Source organism: Streptomyces sp. NPDC031474 (assembly GCF_055581185.1).
In genome coordinates this window covers 1-17,834 of the sequence record NZ_JBVIJX010000030.1, presented here as the reverse complement: position 1 = coordinate 17,834, position 17,834 = coordinate 1, and the positions used below count along the sequence as shown (strand labels likewise).

General features: G+C 68.8%; 14 protein-coding genes and 2 pseudogenes. 7 read left to right on the top strand and 9 right to left on the bottom strand.

The window, feature by feature from the left end:
• Positions 1-2: 2 nt before the first annotated feature.
• Together ACZ5SK_RS42830 and ACZ5SK_RS42825 are read right to left on the bottom strand one after the other, a co-directional pair.
• Positions 3-1,625 (bottom strand): flavin-containing monooxygenase, encoded by a 1,623-nt coding sequence (locus ACZ5SK_RS42830; protein ID WP_334574072.1) that lies wholly within the window; start codon positions 1,623-1,625, stop codon positions 3-5.
• Positions 1,626-1,858: 233 nt separating this feature from the next.
• On the bottom strand, positions 1,859-2,785 hold the full coding sequence (locus ACZ5SK_RS42825; RefSeq protein WP_334574074.1) for a LysR family transcriptional regulator: 927 nt from the start codon (positions 2,783-2,785) through the stop codon (positions 1,859-1,861).
• Between the two features lie 220 nt (positions 2,786-3,005).
• Here ACZ5SK_RS42825 and ACZ5SK_RS42820 point away from each other — a divergent pair, with 220 nt between their 5' ends.
• The 5 genes from ACZ5SK_RS42820 (at position 3,006) to ACZ5SK_RS42800 (ending at position 8,798) form a co-directional block, all read left to right on the top strand.
• Positions 3,006-3,989: a C-terminal binding protein gene (locus ACZ5SK_RS42820; RefSeq protein WP_457495308.1), complete on the top strand. Its 984-nt coding sequence runs from the start codon at positions 3,006-3,008 to the stop codon at positions 3,987-3,989.
• A gap of 242 nt (positions 3,990-4,231) precedes the next feature.
• Positions 4,232-5,647 carry an APC family permease gene (locus tag ACZ5SK_RS42815; RefSeq protein WP_457495309.1) on the top strand — a complete coding sequence of 472 codons (1,416 nt, stop codon included), beginning with the start codon at positions 4,232-4,234 and terminating at the stop codon, positions 5,645-5,647.
• Positions 5,648-5,787: 140 nt separating this feature from the next.
• Positions 5,788-7,092, top strand: coding sequence for an FAD-dependent oxidoreductase (locus tag ACZ5SK_RS42810; RefSeq protein ID WP_468417241.1), 1,305 nt, complete (start codon positions 5,788-5,790; stop codon positions 7,090-7,092).
• A 1-nt stretch (position 7,093) separates the two neighbouring features.
• Positions 7,094-7,546: a flavodoxin domain-containing protein gene (locus ACZ5SK_RS42805; protein WP_334574080.1), complete on the top strand. Its 453-nt coding sequence runs from the start codon at positions 7,094-7,096 to the stop codon at positions 7,544-7,546.
• Positions 7,547-7,586: 40 nt separating this feature from the next.
• Positions 7,587-8,798, top strand: coding sequence for a cytochrome P450 (locus ACZ5SK_RS42800; protein ID WP_334574081.1), 1,212 nt, complete (start codon positions 7,587-7,589; stop codon positions 8,796-8,798).
• Between the two features lie 381 nt (positions 8,799-9,179).
• On the opposite strand, the gene ACZ5SK_RS42795 is transcribed toward ACZ5SK_RS42800, so the two are convergent.
• From ACZ5SK_RS42795 to ACZ5SK_RS42765, 7 genes and pseudogenes are all read right to left on the bottom strand, one after another.
• The gene (locus ACZ5SK_RS42795) at positions 9,180-10,085 is read right to left on the bottom strand and encodes an oxidoreductase (RefSeq protein WP_334574082.1); all 906 of its coding nucleotides are present in this window, start codon (positions 10,083-10,085) and stop codon (positions 9,180-9,182) included.
• Positions 10,086-10,333: 248 nt separating this feature from the next.
• Positions 10,334-10,810 (bottom strand): DUF6924 domain-containing protein, encoded by a 477-nt coding sequence (locus ACZ5SK_RS42790; protein WP_334574083.1) that lies wholly within the window; start codon positions 10,808-10,810, stop codon positions 10,334-10,336.
• Positions 10,811-10,855: 45 nt separating this feature from the next.
• On the bottom strand, positions 10,856-11,197 hold the full coding sequence (locus ACZ5SK_RS42785) for a transposase (RefSeq protein WP_468417256.1): 342 nt from the start codon (positions 11,195-11,197) through the stop codon (positions 10,856-10,858).
• A 59-nt stretch (positions 11,198-11,256) separates the two neighbouring features.
• Positions 11,257-11,991 (bottom strand): MBL fold metallo-hydrolase, encoded by a 735-nt coding sequence (locus ACZ5SK_RS42780; protein ID WP_457495310.1) that lies wholly within the window; start codon positions 11,989-11,991, stop codon positions 11,257-11,259.
• 38 nt (positions 11,992-12,029) lie between these two features.
• A pseudogene (locus tag ACZ5SK_RS42775) lies at positions 12,030-12,797 on the bottom strand (nuclear transport factor 2 family protein); the annotation flags it as partial.
• Between the two features lie 30 nt (positions 12,798-12,827).
• Positions 12,828-13,766: pseudogene (locus ACZ5SK_RS42770) on the bottom strand (NADP-dependent oxidoreductase); the annotation flags it as partial.
• A 258-nt stretch (positions 13,767-14,024) separates the two neighbouring features.
• Entirely contained in the window at positions 14,025-14,978 is a 954-nt protein-coding gene (locus tag ACZ5SK_RS42765; protein ID WP_468577654.1) for a nuclear transport factor 2 family protein, read from the bottom strand.
• Positions 14,979-15,099: 121 nt separating this feature from the next.
• Between ACZ5SK_RS42765 and ACZ5SK_RS42760 the strand changes: the two genes are divergently transcribed.
• Both ACZ5SK_RS42760 and ACZ5SK_RS42755 read left to right on the top strand, forming a co-directional pair.
• The gene (locus ACZ5SK_RS42760) at positions 15,100-16,023 is read left to right on the top strand and encodes an alpha/beta hydrolase (RefSeq protein ID WP_468577652.1); all 924 of its coding nucleotides are present in this window, start codon (positions 15,100-15,102) and stop codon (positions 16,021-16,023) included.
• A 36-nt stretch (positions 16,024-16,059) separates the two neighbouring features.
• Positions 16,060-17,532, top strand: a complete 1,473-nt coding sequence (locus ACZ5SK_RS42755) for a class I adenylate-forming enzyme family protein (RefSeq protein WP_468577650.1) — start codon at positions 16,060-16,062, stop codon at positions 17,530-17,532.
• The last annotated feature ends 302 nt before the right edge of the window (positions 17,533-17,834 follow it).

Sequence of the window (17,834 nt, the reverse complement as noted above, 5' to 3'; positions counted from 1 at the left end):
GGTCAGACCGCGGAGGGGACGCGGACCTCGTAGCTGGGGTATCCCTGGGCCGCTTCGGCCTCGGAGATCGCGATGAACCGGTCGAGGCCGCCGACGTAGAAGTTGGCGGTCCGGGCCTTGCGCTTGCCGGGGATGTTGTTTCCGAAGATCCACGAGCCGGTCTCCAGGAACAGAGAGCCCTTGAGCGCGTCGAGGCAGGTCTGGAGCCAGTTCTCCTCGGCCTCCTCGCGCAGCCAGATGGAGGCGCCGGGAGTGTCCTTGACGCTCTTGACGGCCTGGGCGATCCACTTGGCCTGGACGCCGATGGCGGAGGGGTTGTTGACGAACGGGCCATTGGGTCCGAGGACCATGAACAGGTTCGGGAAGCCGGACACGGTCATGCCCATGTGACTGCGGGGGGCGTCGGCCCAGTGTTCCCTGAGGGTCCTGCCGCCGATGCCGCGGATGTCCATGTTCCGGTAGCTGCCCTCGACGGCGTCGAAGCCGGTGGCCAGCACCAGGACGTCGAACTCGTGGAGGGTGCCGTCCGCCGTGACGACGCCGCGGGGCACGAACTCCTCGATGGGGTTCTCCCGGGTGCTGACGAGGGTGACGTTGGGCTGGTTGAAGATCTCGAAGTAGCCGGAGTCGCAGATGGGGCGCCGGGCGAACAGCTCGGTCGGGGTGAGCTTGCGCGCCGTCTCCGGGTCCTTGACGGTCTCCTTGATCTTCCTCTTGATGAAGTCGGCGGCGAGCTCGTTGGCGGCGCGGTCGCTGGTGACGTCGCAGAAGGTCTCGTTGGCGAAGGTGTAGTTCCCGCCCTTGCGCCAGGCCCACTCGAAGATGGCTTCGCGCTCCTCCTCCGAGACGCTCCAGATGCTGCGCGTGGTCTCGTCGATGCCGAAGCCGATCTTGGAGGTGCGAAACTCCTCCCAGCGGTCCTCGCACGTGGCCTTGAACTGCTCCAGCTCGACCTCGGACCACTCGCGGTTGCCGGCCGGCACGGTGTACTGCGCAGTGCGCTGGAACGAGGTCAGATGGGCGACGGTCTTGGCGGCCTCGGTCATGAACTGGATGCCGGTGGAGCCGTTGCCGATGACGCCGATGCGCAGGCCCGTGATGTCGAGGTCCTCGGGCCAGTCGGCGGTGTGGACGATGCGGCCCTCGAACCGGTCGATGCCGGGGAAGTCGGGGATGTTGATCCGGGAGAGCAGACCGGCGGCGGTGATGAGGAAGCGGGCACGGAACTCGCCTTTGTCGGTGGCGACGTGCCAGTGCGCGCTCTCCTCGTCGAAGGCCGCGCTGACCAGGGTGGTCTCCAGCTGGATCCGGGAGCGCAGGTCCCAGAAGTCGACGGCGTCCTCGACGTACCGGCGGATCTCGGGACCGGGAACGTAGCGGGTGCGCCAGTCGGTCCGCTGGAACAGTTCTCGGTCGTAGGGCAGCTGGTACATGAAGCTCTGCGTGTCGGAGAGCGCGCCCGGGTAGCGGTTCCAGTACCAAGTACCGCCGACCTTCGGCGCCTTGTCGATGGCGATCGCGTCGAGACCGGCGTCGGCGGTGAGGGTGTGCAGTGCCATGACGCCGCCCATACCGGTTCCCACGACGAGTGCATCGATCTCACGCACCGTTTCTTCGCTGCCCATCTATTGCTCCTTTGCGGGATCTCGCGCACAGAAAAGCGACTCGGTCGGCAGGTGACAGCACACGCTTGAACGCGGCGCTTTTCGTTTCACAGAGATTGCCGGACGAGAGTCGAGTGCGATTTCGACAACGTGACGTTACGTCCGGGAAATATTGATCGCCAGACGCCATTGATGCGAAGGTGGCGGACGATTGTTTCCGGAACTGAAACGATCAATACGGCGACGCGGTTGTTTCAGGCGACGGCGGTCGGGCGCCCGTGGTGCAGACAGCGGCGCAGGTGTCCCAGTGCGGCCTCGACGGGCGGGTCCGCGCACCCTGATCGCCACGCCGCGCGCAGGTGGACATCGGGTACGAGTTCGCATTCGCGTCGGGCCAGCGGGATGAAGACGACGTTGGGATTGGCCGTCGAGCGGGAGACGGATCGCAGGGCGAGATGGCAGCCGACCTCGGCTCCGACCAGGGCCAGACAGGAGGAGGTGTCGGGGGCGAACTGAACGTTGTTGACGCCGCCGGTCCCGTGTGCGTAGCCGAGGCGCCACAGCCGGTCGGTGGTGACCGACCCGGTGGCGTAGGGCAGGGACACGAACGGCTCGGCGGCCACGTCCGCGAAGGACACGACCTGACAGCCGGCGAGCCGATGCGTCCGGGGTACCGCGACCACGAGCGAGTCGTTGATCAGGACCTCGCTGTCGAGGCCGGGGGGCAGGTTGTCGAAGCGGCCGAGTCCGACGTCCACCTCTTCGTCCAGCAGGCGGCGGATCGTCGGCCTGGAGACGGCCTGCGAGGTGAGATCGAGCCGGATGCCGGGGCGCTCGGCACGCATGCCGCGGGAGAGGGCGGCCACCAGGGGGTGCGCCGCGACCCCACAGAACTCGACCCGGACGGCGCCGGACTCGCCGGACACAGCGGCACCGACGGCGGCTTCGGCGACGGCGACCGCCGCGAGCACTTCACGGGCCGGCCCCATGAGGGCCTTGCCGGCAGGAGTGAGGGAGACCGAGCGGGTGTTGCGTTCGAACAGGCGGCTGCCGAACTCCCCCTCGAGCGCCTGGATGGTCCGACTCAGGGGCGCCTGGGCCATGAAGAGCTGCTCCGCGGCGCGTCCGAAGTGCAGGTGCTCGGCGACCGCGAGGAAAGCCTGAAGTTGTCGCACGTTCACGGTCGTACACCTCCGCTTGTGATGCTCGGCACCCACCATATGCTAACGGCCGTTAGTTAGCTAGAGTCTCGTGCCAACGAGATTAATCCGGTTCCGACAACACACTGTTTCCAGTTCGGATGTATTCCGATCCCATGGCGCGGGACCCGTTGACTGGCAGTTCGGCGGTCCTTACGTTTCATTTCACTTTCCCCGCGAACAGTTTTAGGCGGCTGTTGAAATGTCTCTTGCAAGCAGCACCGAACTCCCGGCTGACACCGCCGCTCCTGCCGGTGGTTTGCTCCTTGTCGGTCCTCAGCAATACCCGAGCCTGGAGCGAGAGCGGGCACTGGCCGAGGAGTTCGGGCTGGACTTCGTGGTGGCGCCGGACCGGCAGGCGTTCCGTGACTCGATCCCACAGGCGACCGTCGTGATGGTGACCCCGTACGCATCCGTGGAGGCCCAGGACTTCGCCGCGATGAAGAAGTGCATCGCCGTGGTGCGGTACGGCATCGGCTACGACAACATCGACGTGGCGGCCGCCCGGACGAAGGGCGTGCCGGTGGCGATCGTGCCGGGTGCCGCGACCGAGGAGGTCGCGTCGCACGCGCTCACCATGGGGCTGCTGCTGGCGCGACGCATCCCGGCGGGGCAGTCGGCCATCGAGGCCGGACAGTGGGCGGGCAGCGTCGGGATGGACACGCCACGGTTCTCCCAGCTGGACGTCGCTGTCGTGGGCATGGGCCGGATCGGCCGCCAGGTCGCCCGGTGGTACGCGGCCTTGGGCACGAACGTCCGCGCCTACGACCCGTTCGCGACCTTCACCTCGGTACCGGCCGTGCCACTGAGGGAACTGCTCGAACAGTCCGACGTGGTGTCGCTGCACCTGCCCTTGTCGGCCGAGACCCGAAACCTGGTGTCGGCCGAGGTCATCCGGCGCATGCGGCCGCGCTCGGTCATCGTCAACGTCTCGCGCGGCGGGCTCGTCGACGAGGCCGCGCTGGCGGACGCGCTGCGCTCCGGCCATCTGGCGGGTGCGGGTCTGGACACCTTCACGACCGAGCCGCTGCCGGCGGATCACGTACTGCGCGGCGTGCCGAACCTGGTGATGACCCCGCACGTCGCGTGGCGGTCCGACCTGGCGATGGACGCGCTCCAGGAGGCCGTCGTGCTGCGCGCCCGGCAGGCACTGACGGGCCGGCCGCTGTCGGACCTGGTCACCTGACCGGACCGGGATCCGCGGCGGCCACCTCCCCCCACACCAGAACGTCTGCGTGGGCACCGGCGCCGACGCAGCGAGCTCCACGCGGTGAGCACGTACCTGAACGGGACGGCACCCCACGGGGAGGCGACACCAACCCCAACCGGCCCCGCGGTAGCTCGGGTGGGCCCCATCAGGAAGAGAAACTCATGGCACGACACGAGCAGGTCCCCACCGTGAGTGGTGAAAGACGAAAGGCGGAAGTCGTGGAACAGCCGCGACGACTGCAGGGCAACATGGGCGTCGGAGAGCTCGCCATGAGCGTGCTCGCGTTCTCCGCGCCACTGACCACGGTGGCGGGGTTCATCCCGGTGCTGCTGATGTTCGGCGGCAAGACCGGGCCGGCGATCTACGTCGTGGCGACGGTCATACTCCTGGTCTTCTGTGTGGGCTTCACCGTGATGGGTCGTACCGTTGCGAACCCCGGCGGCTTCTACGCCTTCGTGACGCAGGGTCTCGGCCGCTCGGCCGGTCTGGGCGGCGCGTTCCTGGCGACGTTCGGCTACTTCATGATCGGGTTCTTCGCCCCGCCGTTCTTCGCCATCACCATCCAGAGCTACGTCCAGAAGAACCTCGGCGGTCCCCACATCGGCTGGGGCTGGTACGCGCTGGCGATCGTCGCGGTGACCACCGCGCTGGCCTACCGGCGCATCGACCTCTCGGCGAAGGTGCTGACCGCGGTCATGGTGCTCGAAGTCGTCGTCGTGGTGGTCTTCGACGTCGCGTCCTTCGCGCACGGGGCCCCGGCCGGTACCGGGGGCGCCTCACTGAGCCTGCCGTGGGTCACCGACCCCAACATCGGTGTCGCCCTCCTGTTCGTGGTCGGCAACTTCTTCGGCTTCGAGGCCACCGTCATCTTCCGTGAGGAGGTCAAGGACCCGGACCGGACGATCCCCCGGGCCACCTACCTGTCCGTGGCGGGGATCGGTGTCTTCTACGCCCTGGCCGCGTGGGCCTACATCGCCTTCACCGGCGCCGACAAGGCTCAGTCGGCCGCCACGGCCAACACCGGCGGAATGTTCACCGACGCGCTGACCGCGCTGGTCGGCAAGACCGTGGTGGACGTCGTCACCGTCCTGCTGATGACCTCGATCCTGGCGTCGATGCTGTCCATCCACAACGTCACGGCGCGGTACATGTACTCCCTCGGCACCGACGGGGTGGTGCCGAGGGCACTGGGCAAGGTGCACCCCAGGCACGGATCGCCGTACGTGGCCGCGTCCCTCATCGGGGCGCTGTGGGCGATCGGCGTGGTCCTGTTCGTGGCACTGGGCAGTGACCCGAACGTCCTGTACGCGCGGGCGTCCGGCATCGGTTCCTTCGCGATCCTGCTGCTCCTGTTCGCGGCGAGCGTGGCGGTGTTCTTCTACTTCCGCCGCAACCCGTCCTCCGAGCCCGCATGGAAGACAGCGGTGGCACCGCTCCTGTCAGCCGTCGGAATCGGTGTGGTGGCGTACCTCGCGGTGGCGAACTACTCGGACCTGCTCGGCGGATCCGGCTTCTTCACGTCCTTCTTCCTGTTCTTCACCTTCGCCCTGTTCCTCGTCGGGATGGTCCACGCACGGGTTCTGCGCGGCCGGCGCCCCGAGGTCTACCAGCGCATCGGCCGTCAGGAACTGTGACGACCTCCCGCTGACGGCGGCCGGCCCCGGTCAAGCGATCACCTCCTTCGCCCGTCGGGGTCGGCGCGCCATGCTAACGAGCGTTAGTTAGTTACTGTTCCCTGCATCTGTCGAACTCTTCCGCAGCAACCGAGGTAGCCATGAAAACTCCGGCACAGACAGCGCCGGACCGATCGGCCGCCGCCACCGGCGACGGAGTCCCGTTCCGGGTCGCGGTCGTCGGCGCCGGCCCCAGTGGGTGTTACACAGCCCAGGCTCTGCGTAAGGGGCAGCCGGACATCGAGATCGCCGTCCTCGACTCAACTCCGACGCCGTTCGGGTTGGTCCGGTACGGCATCGCGCCGGACCACCAGGGCGCCAAGGCCGTGTCGCGCCAGTTCGAGCGGGTCTTCGCACAGCCGGGAGTGGAGTTCGTCGGGAACGTGTCCGTCGGGACCGACGTCGGCTTCGAGTCGCTTCTCGACAGCTTCCACGCGGTTGTGCTGGCGACCGGGCTGGGGGCGGACCGGCGCCTTGGCATCGACCAGGATCCGGACGCCCGGGTCGTCGGCGCCGGTGACCTGATCCGGCTGCTCAACTCGGACCCGGACGCCCGTCTGCGCCACCGGCCAGACCGTCTCCACAGCCTCGGCTCCGAGGTCGTCATCCTCGGCACCGGGAACGTCGCGATGGACGTCGCGCGACTGCTGTCCAAGTCCGACCTCGACTTCATCGCCTCTGACGTCGATGACGACGCACTGCGCGCCATGGCGCCGAACCCCGTGCGGACCATCCACATCCTGGGCCGGTGTCCGTCGCACCTGGCGAAGTGGGACGCGTCGATGGTGAAGGAGCTCGCCCACGTCGTCGGTGTCCATGTACGCGTGGACGGCACGTCTCTGTTCGACAAGGCCACGGCGCCCCCGCGCACGACGGTGAACGTACGGTTCCAGCAGGTACCGGCCTCCATCCGGCGGCACGACGGCCGGATCCGCGTGACGACGCACCATGCGGGCGACAGCGGCCGAATCGAGCATGTGGACGCCGACACCGTCGTCACGGCGCTCGGATTCGACTCCTCGGCGGCACACGTGGCCCTGTTCCGCTCCCTTGCGGCCCCGAATGTGTTCCGGGTGGGCGGCCCGGCCACCGGCCGACTGGGCAATCTGGCGGAGAACCGGAGACTGGCGGCGGACACGGCGAAGGACGTCCTCGCCTTCCTCCGCGGCCAGGAGCAGCGCCACCGTACGGGCCTGGATGGTCTGCGCGGCCTGCTGCCCGCCTCGGCGGTGGACTTCGAGGCGTGGCGGCGCATCGACGACGCGGAGATCCGGCGTGCCCGGCCCGACAGGTGCCGAACGAAGTTCAGGACCAGGGACGAACTCCTCGCTGCGGCGGCGGGTTCCGATGCCCTGTCTTCCATCCCGCTGGCTACGACCGGGCCATCGGCAACCCAGGAGAAGTGAGATGACTGTCGTACACGTCCTGTTCGGGACCGAGTCGGGCAACGCGGAGATGGTCGCCGACGACATCGCCGCCGCGTTCGGCGGCCAGGGATTCGAGACCGTCACCGCGGAACTGACCGACGTCGAGGTAAACGACCTGGCGGCCGTGGAGATCGCCGTGTTCGTGAGTTCCACCTACGGGGAGGGCGGGCTGCCGGAGACGGCGGCGCCGTTCTACGACGCGCTCATGGCGGAGCGCCCCGATCTCACCGGCCTGCGGTTCGCGGCGTTCGGTCTCGGCGACAGCGTCTACGAAACGTTCAACAACGCCATCGACACCCTCCGTGCGGCTCTCCTGGAGCTCGGCGCGGAGCAGATCGGGACCACGGCCAGGCACGACGCCGCCTCGACGACCCCGGCCACGGACCTCGCCGACGCGTGGGCCCGTGACCTCCTGACGCTCGTGGCCGTCTGACCCTGCCCCGGCCAGACCAGATTCGAAGGAGTTACCGGAGATGAGCCTGACCATCGAGGACGCCTCGGCGCTGTTCCCGTGGAACGACGAGGAGTTCCGGGCCGACCCGTATCCGACGTACGAGCGGGCGCGGGCGATCGCGCCGGTGCACCGGACGACGGAGAACACCTACGTGGTGCTGAACCACGCGGACACCATGCACAACGCGAAACTTCCGTGTATGCGGATCGCGGAGCCGCCGTCCTTCGGCGCCCCCGGGGGGCCGCCGCACCCGTGGACCGCGTTCGACAACACGGTCCTGTCGAAGGACGCACCCGAGCACACCAGGATGCGGCGGCTCACGAACCGCTGGCTGACGCCGAAGAGGATCGGCGCCTGGGCCCGGCTGACGCATGACTTCACGGTCGAGGCGCTCGACCGGCTCGCCCCCGGCGAGGTGGTGGACGCCCACTTCGACCTCGGCGTGATGCCGACCCACCTGACGATGTGCCGCATCCTCGACATGCCCGTGGGTGACGTGGAGGGCATGTTCTGGGCGCTGTGGGACGCGATGCTCATCAACGCCACCGCACCCGGTGAGGGCATCCACGCCAAGTCGCTGGCCGGCATGAACTTCATGTTCGCCGAGACCGAGCGGTACGTGCGGGAGAAGCAGAGCGCCGAGGAGCCCGGAAACGGCCTGGTCGACGAACTCCTCGCGGCCCATGGGCGCGGTGAGCTCACCTGGCGCGAGGTCCTGGAGACCACCGTGCTGCTGTACATGTCGGGCGGCCCGAACCCCGCCTACCTCATCGGCGCCGGATTCAAGCTGTTCGCCGAACGACCGGACCTGATGGCGGAGTTCGGTCAGCGGCCCGAGATCCGGGACGCGTTCATCAACGAACTGGCACGGCTGAACCCGGTCGAGCTCATCATCACCCGCTTCCCGGACGAAGACATCGAGATCCAAGGCGTGCACATCCCCGCCGGGTCCTGCATCAAGTACCCGATCGGAGCTGCGAACCGGGACCCTGCGGTGTTCGACAACCCCCACGAGTTCGACTACAACCGACCGCCGGACGCGAGCCGGAACCTGACGTTCGGGCTCGGTACCCACGCATGCGCCGGACAACTGCTGGCCCGGGCCGAGACCAACGTGATCCTCGGCCTCGTCGCCGAGCGGTACTCCTCGGTGGAACTCGCCGGCGATCCGCTCGAGGTCCGCACCGACCGGCTGGTCGCCTTCAACAAGCTGCCTGTCCGGCTCTCCTGAGCCGCACTGTCCACCCCGCCGGGCGCCGCTCGCCCGTGAGGCCGAGCGGCGCCCGGCGGTCGTACGCCACGTCGAGGAGACCACCGCAGTCCGCCACCCATTCGTGACGGGAATGGGTCGTCCTGCGCATGTCGGCCAGGGTCTGTCGGGTCACCGTGTACGCCACGTATGCCAGCCTCGGTCTGGGCACCCTGGAACGGGCGAACGCCGTCGGCCTTTCGGCGTGGTGCCCCGGCTGTGGCATCTGGACGAGGACCAGCAGCAGGGCGGCGCGCCGGGCGAGCATGGAGGACGACCCGGAGCCATTCCTGGCTCACAGCGCCAGGTTGCTGCAACTCGTACTGGACTGGGAAGTAGTTCACCGAGCATGCAGGCAGAAGCTCAGGCGATGCTTTCGTCCGGCTTGTCGAGGAGGGCCAACTCCTCCTCGGTCAGGCGCAGGGCTCCTGCGGCGATGTTCTCTGCCAGGTGCGCCGGGTTCCTGGTGCCGGGAATGGCCAGCACGTGCGGACCGCGGTGGAGGGTCCAGGCAAGCCGCACCTGGGCCGGCGTCGCATTGTGGGCGCGGGCAACGGCCTGGACGCGCGCGTCCTGCTCCTGGCCTGCGGCTGCCTCGCGCCGCAGGCCGGAGACCGCGAAGAACGGGACGAAGGCGATGCCCTGCTCCCCGCACAGGTCCACCAGCCCACTCTCGTCGGCGCGGCGCCAGTCCAGGCCGTAGGAGTTCTGCACGCAGACCACGGGTGCGATGGTTTGGGCCTCGGCCACGTGCTCGGGCAGGACAGCAGAGAGCCCGAGGTGCCGGACAAGGCCGGCATCGCGCAGCTCGGCGAGGGCGCCGAAGTGCTCGGCGATCGAGGCTGTGCGGGGGCCGCCGGCGCGCAGGTTCACCACGTCCAGGTAGTCCCGGCCGAGCTGGCGCACATTCTCCTCCACCTGGCCGCGCAGTTGGTCGGGTCGGACCGTGTAGAGCCACTCGCCGGAGGGATCGCGTGCCGGGCCGACCTTGGTCACCACGACCACGTCACCGCGCCAGGACGAGAGGGCGCGGTTGATGATCTCGTTCGCGGACCGCAGCGGTGAGAAGTAGAAGGCGGCCGTGTCGATGTGGTTGACGCCCTGCTCGAACGCACTGTGCAGCAGGTCGACGGCGGCATCGCGGTCGACCGGCGTGCCGTCGGAGTTCCCCATCATGCCGTTGCCCGTCAGCCGCATCGCGCCGTAGCCGATGCGATTCACCTCCAGGTCCCCGAGCTTCCAGGTCCCTGCTGTCGCCGCTGCGCTCACCGTGCTCCTTCGCCCGTCGGTTCGTCAGGTCCTGGAGTATGGGGCCGTCTCGGTGTGCTGCGACAGGTCAACGTACTGGGCGAAACATCACGTCCCTATCCGGAACCACCCATCGTCCCAAAGCCGTTGGACTTGACGAGAGAGCGCCGGTCAGGACGCAGTTGGGGAGACGAGGCGAGCAGGTCCGTCCCGAGCTGAGTACAGGGTGGGGAATTTCAAGGCTCTGTCCGCAATTCCGTGAGACCTGTTCAGAAGGGCCGGTAGGTCCCCTCGGGATCATCGTGAGCCCATGCGGCGTACTCCTCGAAGCCCAGGTTGCCGATGCTCAGGTTTGCGTGGACGTCGTGGACCCCTGCGGGGACAGTGCGGAACTCACGGCCGAACTCGGTCAGTTGCTCGTAGTCCTCGTCGTCCACGCACTCCTCCCGCGTCAGCGTGGTGACCGCCAGCAACGCGTGGCTTTCGGCCTGCATGGTTGTCCGGTCGGCGAGGAAGACCACGGCCAGGTTCTCGTCGGCGCGGACCGCGTTCAGCGCCTCGTCGACGGTCGCTCCTGCCCAGACCGGGTCGTCTATGAAGTGGACGTGTGCCTCGTACTGCCTGTCCCCCCAGGGCTCCATCAGCGCCGCCGTCACGTCCTGCCACGCCTGGTCGTCGTGGTAGTCGGTCCTGACGACCAGGACGTCGAACTCATCACGGCCGGTGACGGCGGGCAACGCTCTCATGGATCCTTCTCCTCGGTGACGATCGGTGAGCCGTGCCCGACTGTCTCACGTGCCGTTTTCGAGGATGCGGGTCGGTAGCAGTTCGAACGACGCTCGGCCGTACATTGCTCTCTTGAGTTTTTTCACCCGGTTCACGTGTCCTTCGGCGACGCCGGAACTCCAGGGAAGGGTGAGTCCGGCGGTGACGGCGTCGAGGTCCTGGCGGAGGAAGCCGGCGAAGCGCTTCATGGGCTTCGGCGCGTCCTGTTCGGCCTGCCGGATCCACTTCAGCAGGAGGTATCCGCGCTGGTGGCGGACCAGGTCGGCGAAGGCGCGGGCGAGGTCGCAGGCCCGGGTGATGTCCGTGCGCTGACCGTTCTGGGCTTCTGCGAAGACGCGTGTTGTCATCGCGTCCACCCGGGGGCTCTCACCGACCTCACGTCGCTCGTCCGAGTCGTCAGGTCTGTTCATGGGCTTCCCCTCACCACGGTCTTCGCGTGAGGGGTGACGCCGACGCTGATCGGGAATGCGGCATCGCGCTCTCTCACGGCAGTTGGGTGGAAGGAGTTGGACCAGTTCGCGGGGAAGCCGTCACGGTCGGCCTGCAGATGTCGCCCAGTGGGTGCTCGCCACGGGGGGGCGGGGAGTTGCCCGGCCGGAGCGTCGGCTTGTGCGCAACCCGATGGTCTGCGGTCGGGCAACAAGGAGGGGTGGGCAGCCTCACGCCGTCGGGCTGCTTGTCCCGGCGCCCTCCCGGGCTCCGCGTTGGCCGCAGCCGACGTGGGCCGGCAAGCGCCCAGGCGCCGGCTGCGCGCGGAGCTCCGTCCTTGTGGAGTGAACGAAGACCCGCGGGCCTCGGGCGTGGCCAGAGCGGTCATGTGGGCCTTGGTTCCCGCCGTCGCCCGGACCACCGCCTCCGGGAAGCGTTCGAGCAGGACGGGAACGCCGAGCCAATGGTCGCCGTGGCCGTGCGTGATGCAGATGTCCGTGAGATCGCGGCCGGTCTTCTCCACCCAGGCCAGTACCTCGCGGGTGGTGTCAGTGGTGAAGGGCGGGTCGACGAGGACGGCGTCGTACTCGCCGTGAATCAGGGTCGTCGCGAGGGGCGACCACACCATCGGCTCCCCGTCGGGAAGGTTCAGGGTGCCGCTGCTCTGCGGGACAGCGGGCGTCACGAAGACGTCGTGCCGCAGTCCGGTCATGGATCTGTCCTCTCTGGGGCGCTGCGAACCGGCGGCCGTCAGAACATCGTGTTGTCGTTCGCGGCGGTCTCCGGCACGTCCTGCGATGCGTCCCAGTGCTCGACGATCTTTCCGTCCCGCACCCGGAAGAGGTCGATGACCGACTTGCCGCGCTCGCCGGGGGTGTTGACGACGTGGAGGTGGGCTGCCACCAGGTCGCCCTCGCCGATGACCCGCTTCAGGCTGATCCTCAGCTCCGGGAACTCTTCGGTGTACGCCTGCAGTCCGGCCTTCAACTCCGCCGCACCGGCCGGGACGCCCGGGTTGTGCTCGTGGCGCTCGGGGCTCAAGTACGCGTCGATGGCGCTCAGGTCCTGGTTCACCAGGAGCCGTTCGACGTAGTCGGTGACGATCTTCTTGTTGTAGGCGGTGAGCCACGGCTGTCCGGGCTTGCGGGTCCGCGGCTCGCTGAGGGTGGAGAACAGGTCGTGGCCGTCGGCCGTGGCGGCGGGCACCTGCTGGAGGATGTCCCAGTGCTCGGCGATCTTTCCGTCCTGGAAACGGAAGAGGTCGAAGATCGCGAGCTCGGGGACGTCGGGGTTGCCGGGGGCCAGGACGCCATGGGAGTGCAGGAGCACCATGTCACCGTCGGTTATGGCCCGCTTCTCCTCGTACGTGGCGTCCGGGTACTGCTGCTTCCATGCGGCGCCGAAGGCCTTCATGGCCTCGGGGCCGTCCGCGGCGAGCGGGTTGTGCTGAATGTAGTCGGGCCGGATGTGACGGTCGATGACGCTCGTGTCGCCCGCTTCGAAGGCGGCGCGGAGCACCCTGGCGACGAGGTCCGCCGGCCGGGCCCCCTCCACCGTCAGCACGATCTTGCCGGTGGTACGACCGGTCTCGCCCGGGGCGTGCGCCTTGGCGGCCTGAGCGAGCGGGAAGACGGCCTCGACGTGGGCGCGCAGGGCGCCGGCCTCGACGAGGGCGGCGATGGCACGCATGCCGACCTGGTCGGCCTCGACGAGGAGGGACTCGAAGCGGATGCCCAGCTCTGCGATCTTCGCGAGTTCGTCGGCCTCGAGGGGGACGGGCAGGATCGAGACGAGGGTGCCGCCCGGGCGAAGGACGGCCAGGGAGCGGGCACGGGCCGCGGAGTCCAGGGAGATCGGGTCGAGGACCACGTCGACGTCCTTGAGGACCTCGGTGAAGTCGACCGCGTGGTAGTCGATGAGCTCGTCGGCTCCGAGGGAGCGCAGGAAGTCGTGCTTGCCGGCGCTGGCGGTGCCGATGACGTACGCGCCGCGGGACTTGGCGATCTGGACGGCGAGATGGCCGACGCCGCCGGCGGCCGCGTGGATGAGGACGCGCTGGCCGGGCTGGACGTCGGCGGTGTCGACGAGGGCCTGGTAGGCGGTGAGGGCGGCGAGCGGGAGGGCGCCGGCCTGGACGTGGTCGATGTTCTCGGGCTTGTGGGTGAAGGCCCGGGCAGGGGCGGTCACGTACTCGGCATGGGCTCCGGCCCCGTGCGGGTAGGGCAGCATGCCGAAGACCTCGTCGCCCGGCTTGAACAGGGTGACGCCGACACCGACGGCCTCGACCACGCCGGAGACGTCCCAGCCGAGGACCAGCGGCATACGGTCGATGGTCAGGGGCCGAGCGCGGTTGTACCAATCCGTCGGGTTGACGCCGGCCGCGCGGACGGCGACCAGGATCTCGCTCAGGCCCGGCTCGGGACGGGGAAGTTCGGCCACCTGGAGAACCTCGGGGGAACCGTGGGTCTCCTGGCGGATGGCACGCATGGTGGGGGTGGTGTCGTTCGTCATGCGTCAAGCGTCGCCGCCTGCCACGTCTCACCACCATGGCATGAATGCCAACTTTCAACGGGATCACGCCACCATCACGCCCTGGTGCTCCTGCCCGCCTGAAAGACACCCTGGTCCTCCCGCGAGGCGCAGCAGATGAGGACCCCCGCCCGCGCCGGACCGCAGGACGGGGGGGGCTCGGCCGGGAGCCCGGGCCTGGGCCGCGCCTCAACGGCCGGCTCTCATCGACGGCCGTCAGAACATCGTGTTGTCATTCGCGGAGTGCGCGGGGACGTCCTGCACGACGTCCCAGTGCTCGACGATCCTTCCGCCCCGCACCCGGAAGAGATCCACGACCGCCTGGCCTCGCTGGCCGGGCACGTTGACGGTGAGACTGTGGACGGCCACCAGGTCGCCCTCGGCGATCACCCGCTTGGGGGTGGCCACCAGCTGCGGAAACTGTGCGTAGTAGGCACCCAGTCCGGCCTTCGCGCCCGCCACACCGTCGGGGATGTACGGGTTGTGCTGGTGATACTCGGGGCCTACATAGGTGTCGATGGCGGCCAGATCCTTCTTCACCAAGTACTGCTCGACGAACGCGGTGACCAGCTTCTTGTTGTACTCGGTGAGCCGCGCGGGGCCCGGCGCCTCGGTCTGCAGCCGGCTGATCGTGGAGAACATGTCGTTGCCGTTGGCCGTGGTCGCCGGCACGTCCTGCACCACGTCCCAGTGTTCGGCGATCCTGCCGCCCCGGAAGCGGAAGATGTCGAACACGGCGATACCGCGCGTGCCGGGAGTCAGGACGACGTGGGAGTGCACGAGTACCAGGTCACCCTCGGAGATGACCCGCCTGATGTCGAACCTGGCATCCGGGTACTGCCCTCGGAAGGCGGCCCCGAAGGCTTTGAGGGCCTCGGCGCCGTCGGGGGCCAGCGGGCTGTGCTGGATGTAGTCCGGCCGCACGAAACGGTCGACCACCGAGGTGTCGCCCCGCTCGAACACGCCCCTCATGACCTGGACGACGACCGCCTTCTGGTAGCCGAGGCGGGCGCTCTCGCCATGCCCGGCGACGGAAACCTTCCCCGCTCGGACGTGTCCGGGACTCTCGGGGAGTGCGGCGGCGACCGCCGAGGGGGCGGACGCGGTGAGGGCGACGGCCATGAGCGTGGCGGCGAGGGTACGACGGCGGAGGGGTGCGGTGGTCTTCACAGCGGTCTCTTCTCCGGACTGGGGGAAACGGTCCCGCTCTACAGGCCGGACACCTACGCGCAGGCGCTCGCCTCGGGCAGTGTGCCCGGGCACGGCTCGACGAGCGGACGGTGAGCCGACGATGACCACCGTGCACTCCTTCACCCGTCACGACATCACGTTCCCCTCCGGCGACAGCAGCTGTGCGGGGTGGCTCTACCTCCCCACGGGCGTCACCTCCCCGCCCGTCGTCGTCCTCGGGCACGGACTGGGCGCCACGCGCGAGATGCGGCTGGACGCCTTCGCGGAGCGTTTCGCACAGGCCGGCATCGCCGCCGTGGCCTTCACCTACCGGCACTTCGGCGACAGCGGCGGCCGCCCGCGCCAGCTCCTGTCGATCAGGCGTCAGCTCGCCGACTGGGATGCCGCGCTCGCCCACGTCAAGACCCGCCCCGACATCGACCGGACACGCGTTGCGGTCTGGGGCAGCTCCTTCGGCGGCGGCCACGCCATCACGGTCGCCTCACGCCATCCCGAACTGCGTGCGGCCGTGGCCCAGTGCCCCTTCACCGACGGTCTCGCCTCCGCACTCGCGCTCGGCCCGGTCGCTTCCCTCAGGATGACCCCCGTACTCGCCCGGGACCTGGCGGCCAGAGTGCTCGGCAAAGCGCCCGCGATGGTTCCCATCGCCGCCGCCCCCGGCTCGCCGGCCCTCATGAACGCCTCGGACGCCCTGCCCGGATACCAGGCACTGCAGCCCGCCGGGACGACGTTCCGCAACGAGGTAGCGGCGCGGGTGATCCCGACCATCGCCGCCTACCGGCCCGGGCGCGCGGCGAAGAAGGTCGCCATGCCGATCCTCTTCTGCGTCAGCAACACCGACTCGGTCACGCCCCCCGCCCAGACCCTCCGGTACGCGCGCACCGCGCCCCGCGGAGAGGTCAAGAGGTACGACGCCGGCCACTTCGACTTCTACACCGGCGAGACCTTCGAGGCGCTGGTGCGCGACCAGACCGAGTTCCTCGCCCGCCAACTGGTCCCGGCAGCAGCCGCGTCGGCTCCGTGACCGGATCGCATCACACCGAGACAGGTACGCCGCGCCATGAATTTCGCTTCTCTGCCCGACCGCCGCGCGGCCCTCGACCCCCACGGCGCCGCGGTCTCCGACGGCCACCAGGCCCTCACCAACGTCCAGTTGCTGAGCCGGGTCCGAGCGGCGGCGCGTCAGCTCCAGGACCTCGGAACAGGTCCCGGTGACGTCGTGGCCCTCAAGCTGACCAACCGCGTCGAGTTCGTGCTCCTGCTGTTCGCCGCCTGGCGGCTCGGCGCCACCGTCACACCGGTCAACCCGAGCATGACCAACGCCGAAGTGGACCGACAGCTGAAGGACTCCGGTGCGCGCCTGCTGGTGGTCGAGGACGGTTCGGCCGCTGTGGCGCAGGGCGTTGCCGTACTCTCCGTCGGCGCACTGTACGAAGGAACGGTAGAGCCGGATCAGGCACCGCTTCTGGGCCCGGCCACGCTGGCCCTGCTCATCTACACCAGCGGTACGACCGGCGTGCCCAAGGGTGTGATGCTCGACCACGCCAATATCGACGCCATGGTGGAGATGGGACGCCAGGCGCTGGAGGTCGGGCCGGCCGACCGGTGCCTGCTGATCCTGCCGCTCTTCCACGTCAACGGCATCGTGGTCAGCGTGCTCATGCCTCTGCTCGTGGGGGCGAGCGTCGTCATCGCGGGCCGGTTCGATCCCCGCACCTTCTTCGACCTCGTCGAGCGGGAGCGTCCGAGCTTCTTCAGCGCGGTGCCGACGATCTACAGCATGCTCGCGGCGCTCCCGGACGAGGTCCGCCCCGACACCTCGTCCTTGCGCTTCGGGGTCTGCAGCGCGGCGCCCGCATCAGCCGAGCTGCTGACCCGGTTCGAGGCCCGGTACGGGTTTCCGCTCGTCGAGGGGTACGGGCTGTCCGAAGGGACCTGCGGCTCCACCATCAATCCCGTCGCCGGCCCTCGACGCGCCGGAACCGTGGGACTGCCCTTCCCCGGCCAGGAGATCCGGATCGTCGGCGCCGACGGTGTCGAGGTGGCGCCGGGCGGTGACGGTGAGGTCGTCGTACGGGGGGCCAATGTCATGCGCGGCTATCTGGGCCGCCCGGACGAAACGGCCAAGGTCATCGTCAACGGCTGGTTGCACACGGGCGACGTGGGCCATCTCGACGCCGACGGCTATCTGACCCTGGTCGGGCGCTCCAAGGACATGATCATCCGGGGTGGGGAGAACATCTACCCCAAGGAGATCGAGGACGTGCTCGCCGGCGATCCTTCGGTGCTCGAGGCCGCGGTGATCGGCGTACCCGACCAGAAGTGGGGAGAGGTGGTGGTCGCCTACGTCCAGCCTCGGCCGGGTTCGGCTGTCGATGTCGAGGCGCTGAAGGCCCTCTGCACGCGCAGCCTCACCGGCTACAAGCGCCCGACCGCGTTCTTCGTGGTGGAAGCCATCCCGAAGAACGCGGTCGGCAAGATCGACAAGACCTCGTTGCGGGCCGGCCACGCCGCCTTCTCGGCCCGGCCCTGATCAATGTGGGTGAACGGCCTCCGTCTGGACGCCGGGGGCCGTTCACTGTGCCGGGGTGGGGACGGGCCTGGTCGTCCTTCCGAACGACAGTCGGTGCGGGCGGCTCCCAGGGATTCGCTCGGAGGGGGCGTACGACTGAGGGCTGGGCTGTGACGACCCTCACCGCCACCGCCCAGCCCGCTCGGGCCCGTTCCCGGTCAGGGGGCGGCCTAAGGGTTGTCCCGTAACTGCCGGTCACAGATGAGATGATCTTGCTGTGGCTGGTGTGATCACGGCGTCGGAGCCGTCCTGGATAGTCCCGT

Excerpts from the sequence above, each read along its gene's own strand:
- ACZ5SK_RS42820 (WP_457495308.1), top strand. The coding sequence starts at position 3,006 with ATGTCTCTTGCAAGCAGCACCGAACTCCCGGCTGACACCGCCGCTCCT.
- ACZ5SK_RS42790 (WP_334574083.1), bottom strand. The coding sequence starts at position 10,810 with ATGAGAGCGTTGCCCGCCGTCACCGGCCGTGATGAGTTCGACGTCCTG.
- ACZ5SK_RS42805 (WP_334574080.1), top strand. The coding sequence starts at position 7,094 with ATGACTGTCGTACACGTCCTGTTCGGGACCGAGTCGGGCAACGCGGAG.
- ACZ5SK_RS42810 (WP_468417241.1), top strand. The coding sequence starts at position 5,788 with ATGAAAACTCCGGCACAGACAGCGCCGGACCGATCGGCCGCCGCCACC.
- ACZ5SK_RS42780 (WP_457495310.1), bottom strand. The coding sequence starts at position 11,991 with ATGACCGGACTGCGGCACGACGTCTTCGTGACGCCCGCTGTCCCGCAG.
- ACZ5SK_RS42800 (WP_334574081.1), top strand. The coding sequence starts at position 7,587 with ATGAGCCTGACCATCGAGGACGCCTCGGCGCTGTTCCCGTGGAACGAC.
- ACZ5SK_RS42755 (WP_468577650.1), top strand. The coding sequence starts at position 16,060 with ATGAATTTCGCTTCTCTGCCCGACCGCCGCGCGGCCCTCGACCCCCAC.
- ACZ5SK_RS42830 (WP_334574072.1), bottom strand. The coding sequence starts at position 1,625 with ATGGGCAGCGAAGAAACGGTGCGTGAGATCGATGCACTCGTCGTGGGA.
- ACZ5SK_RS42760 (WP_468577652.1), top strand. The coding sequence starts at position 15,100 with ATGACCACCGTGCACTCCTTCACCCGTCACGACATCACGTTCCCCTCC.
- ACZ5SK_RS42785 (WP_468417256.1), bottom strand. The coding sequence starts at position 11,197 with ATGACAACACGCGTCTTCGCAGAAGCCCAGAACGGTCAGCGCACGGAC.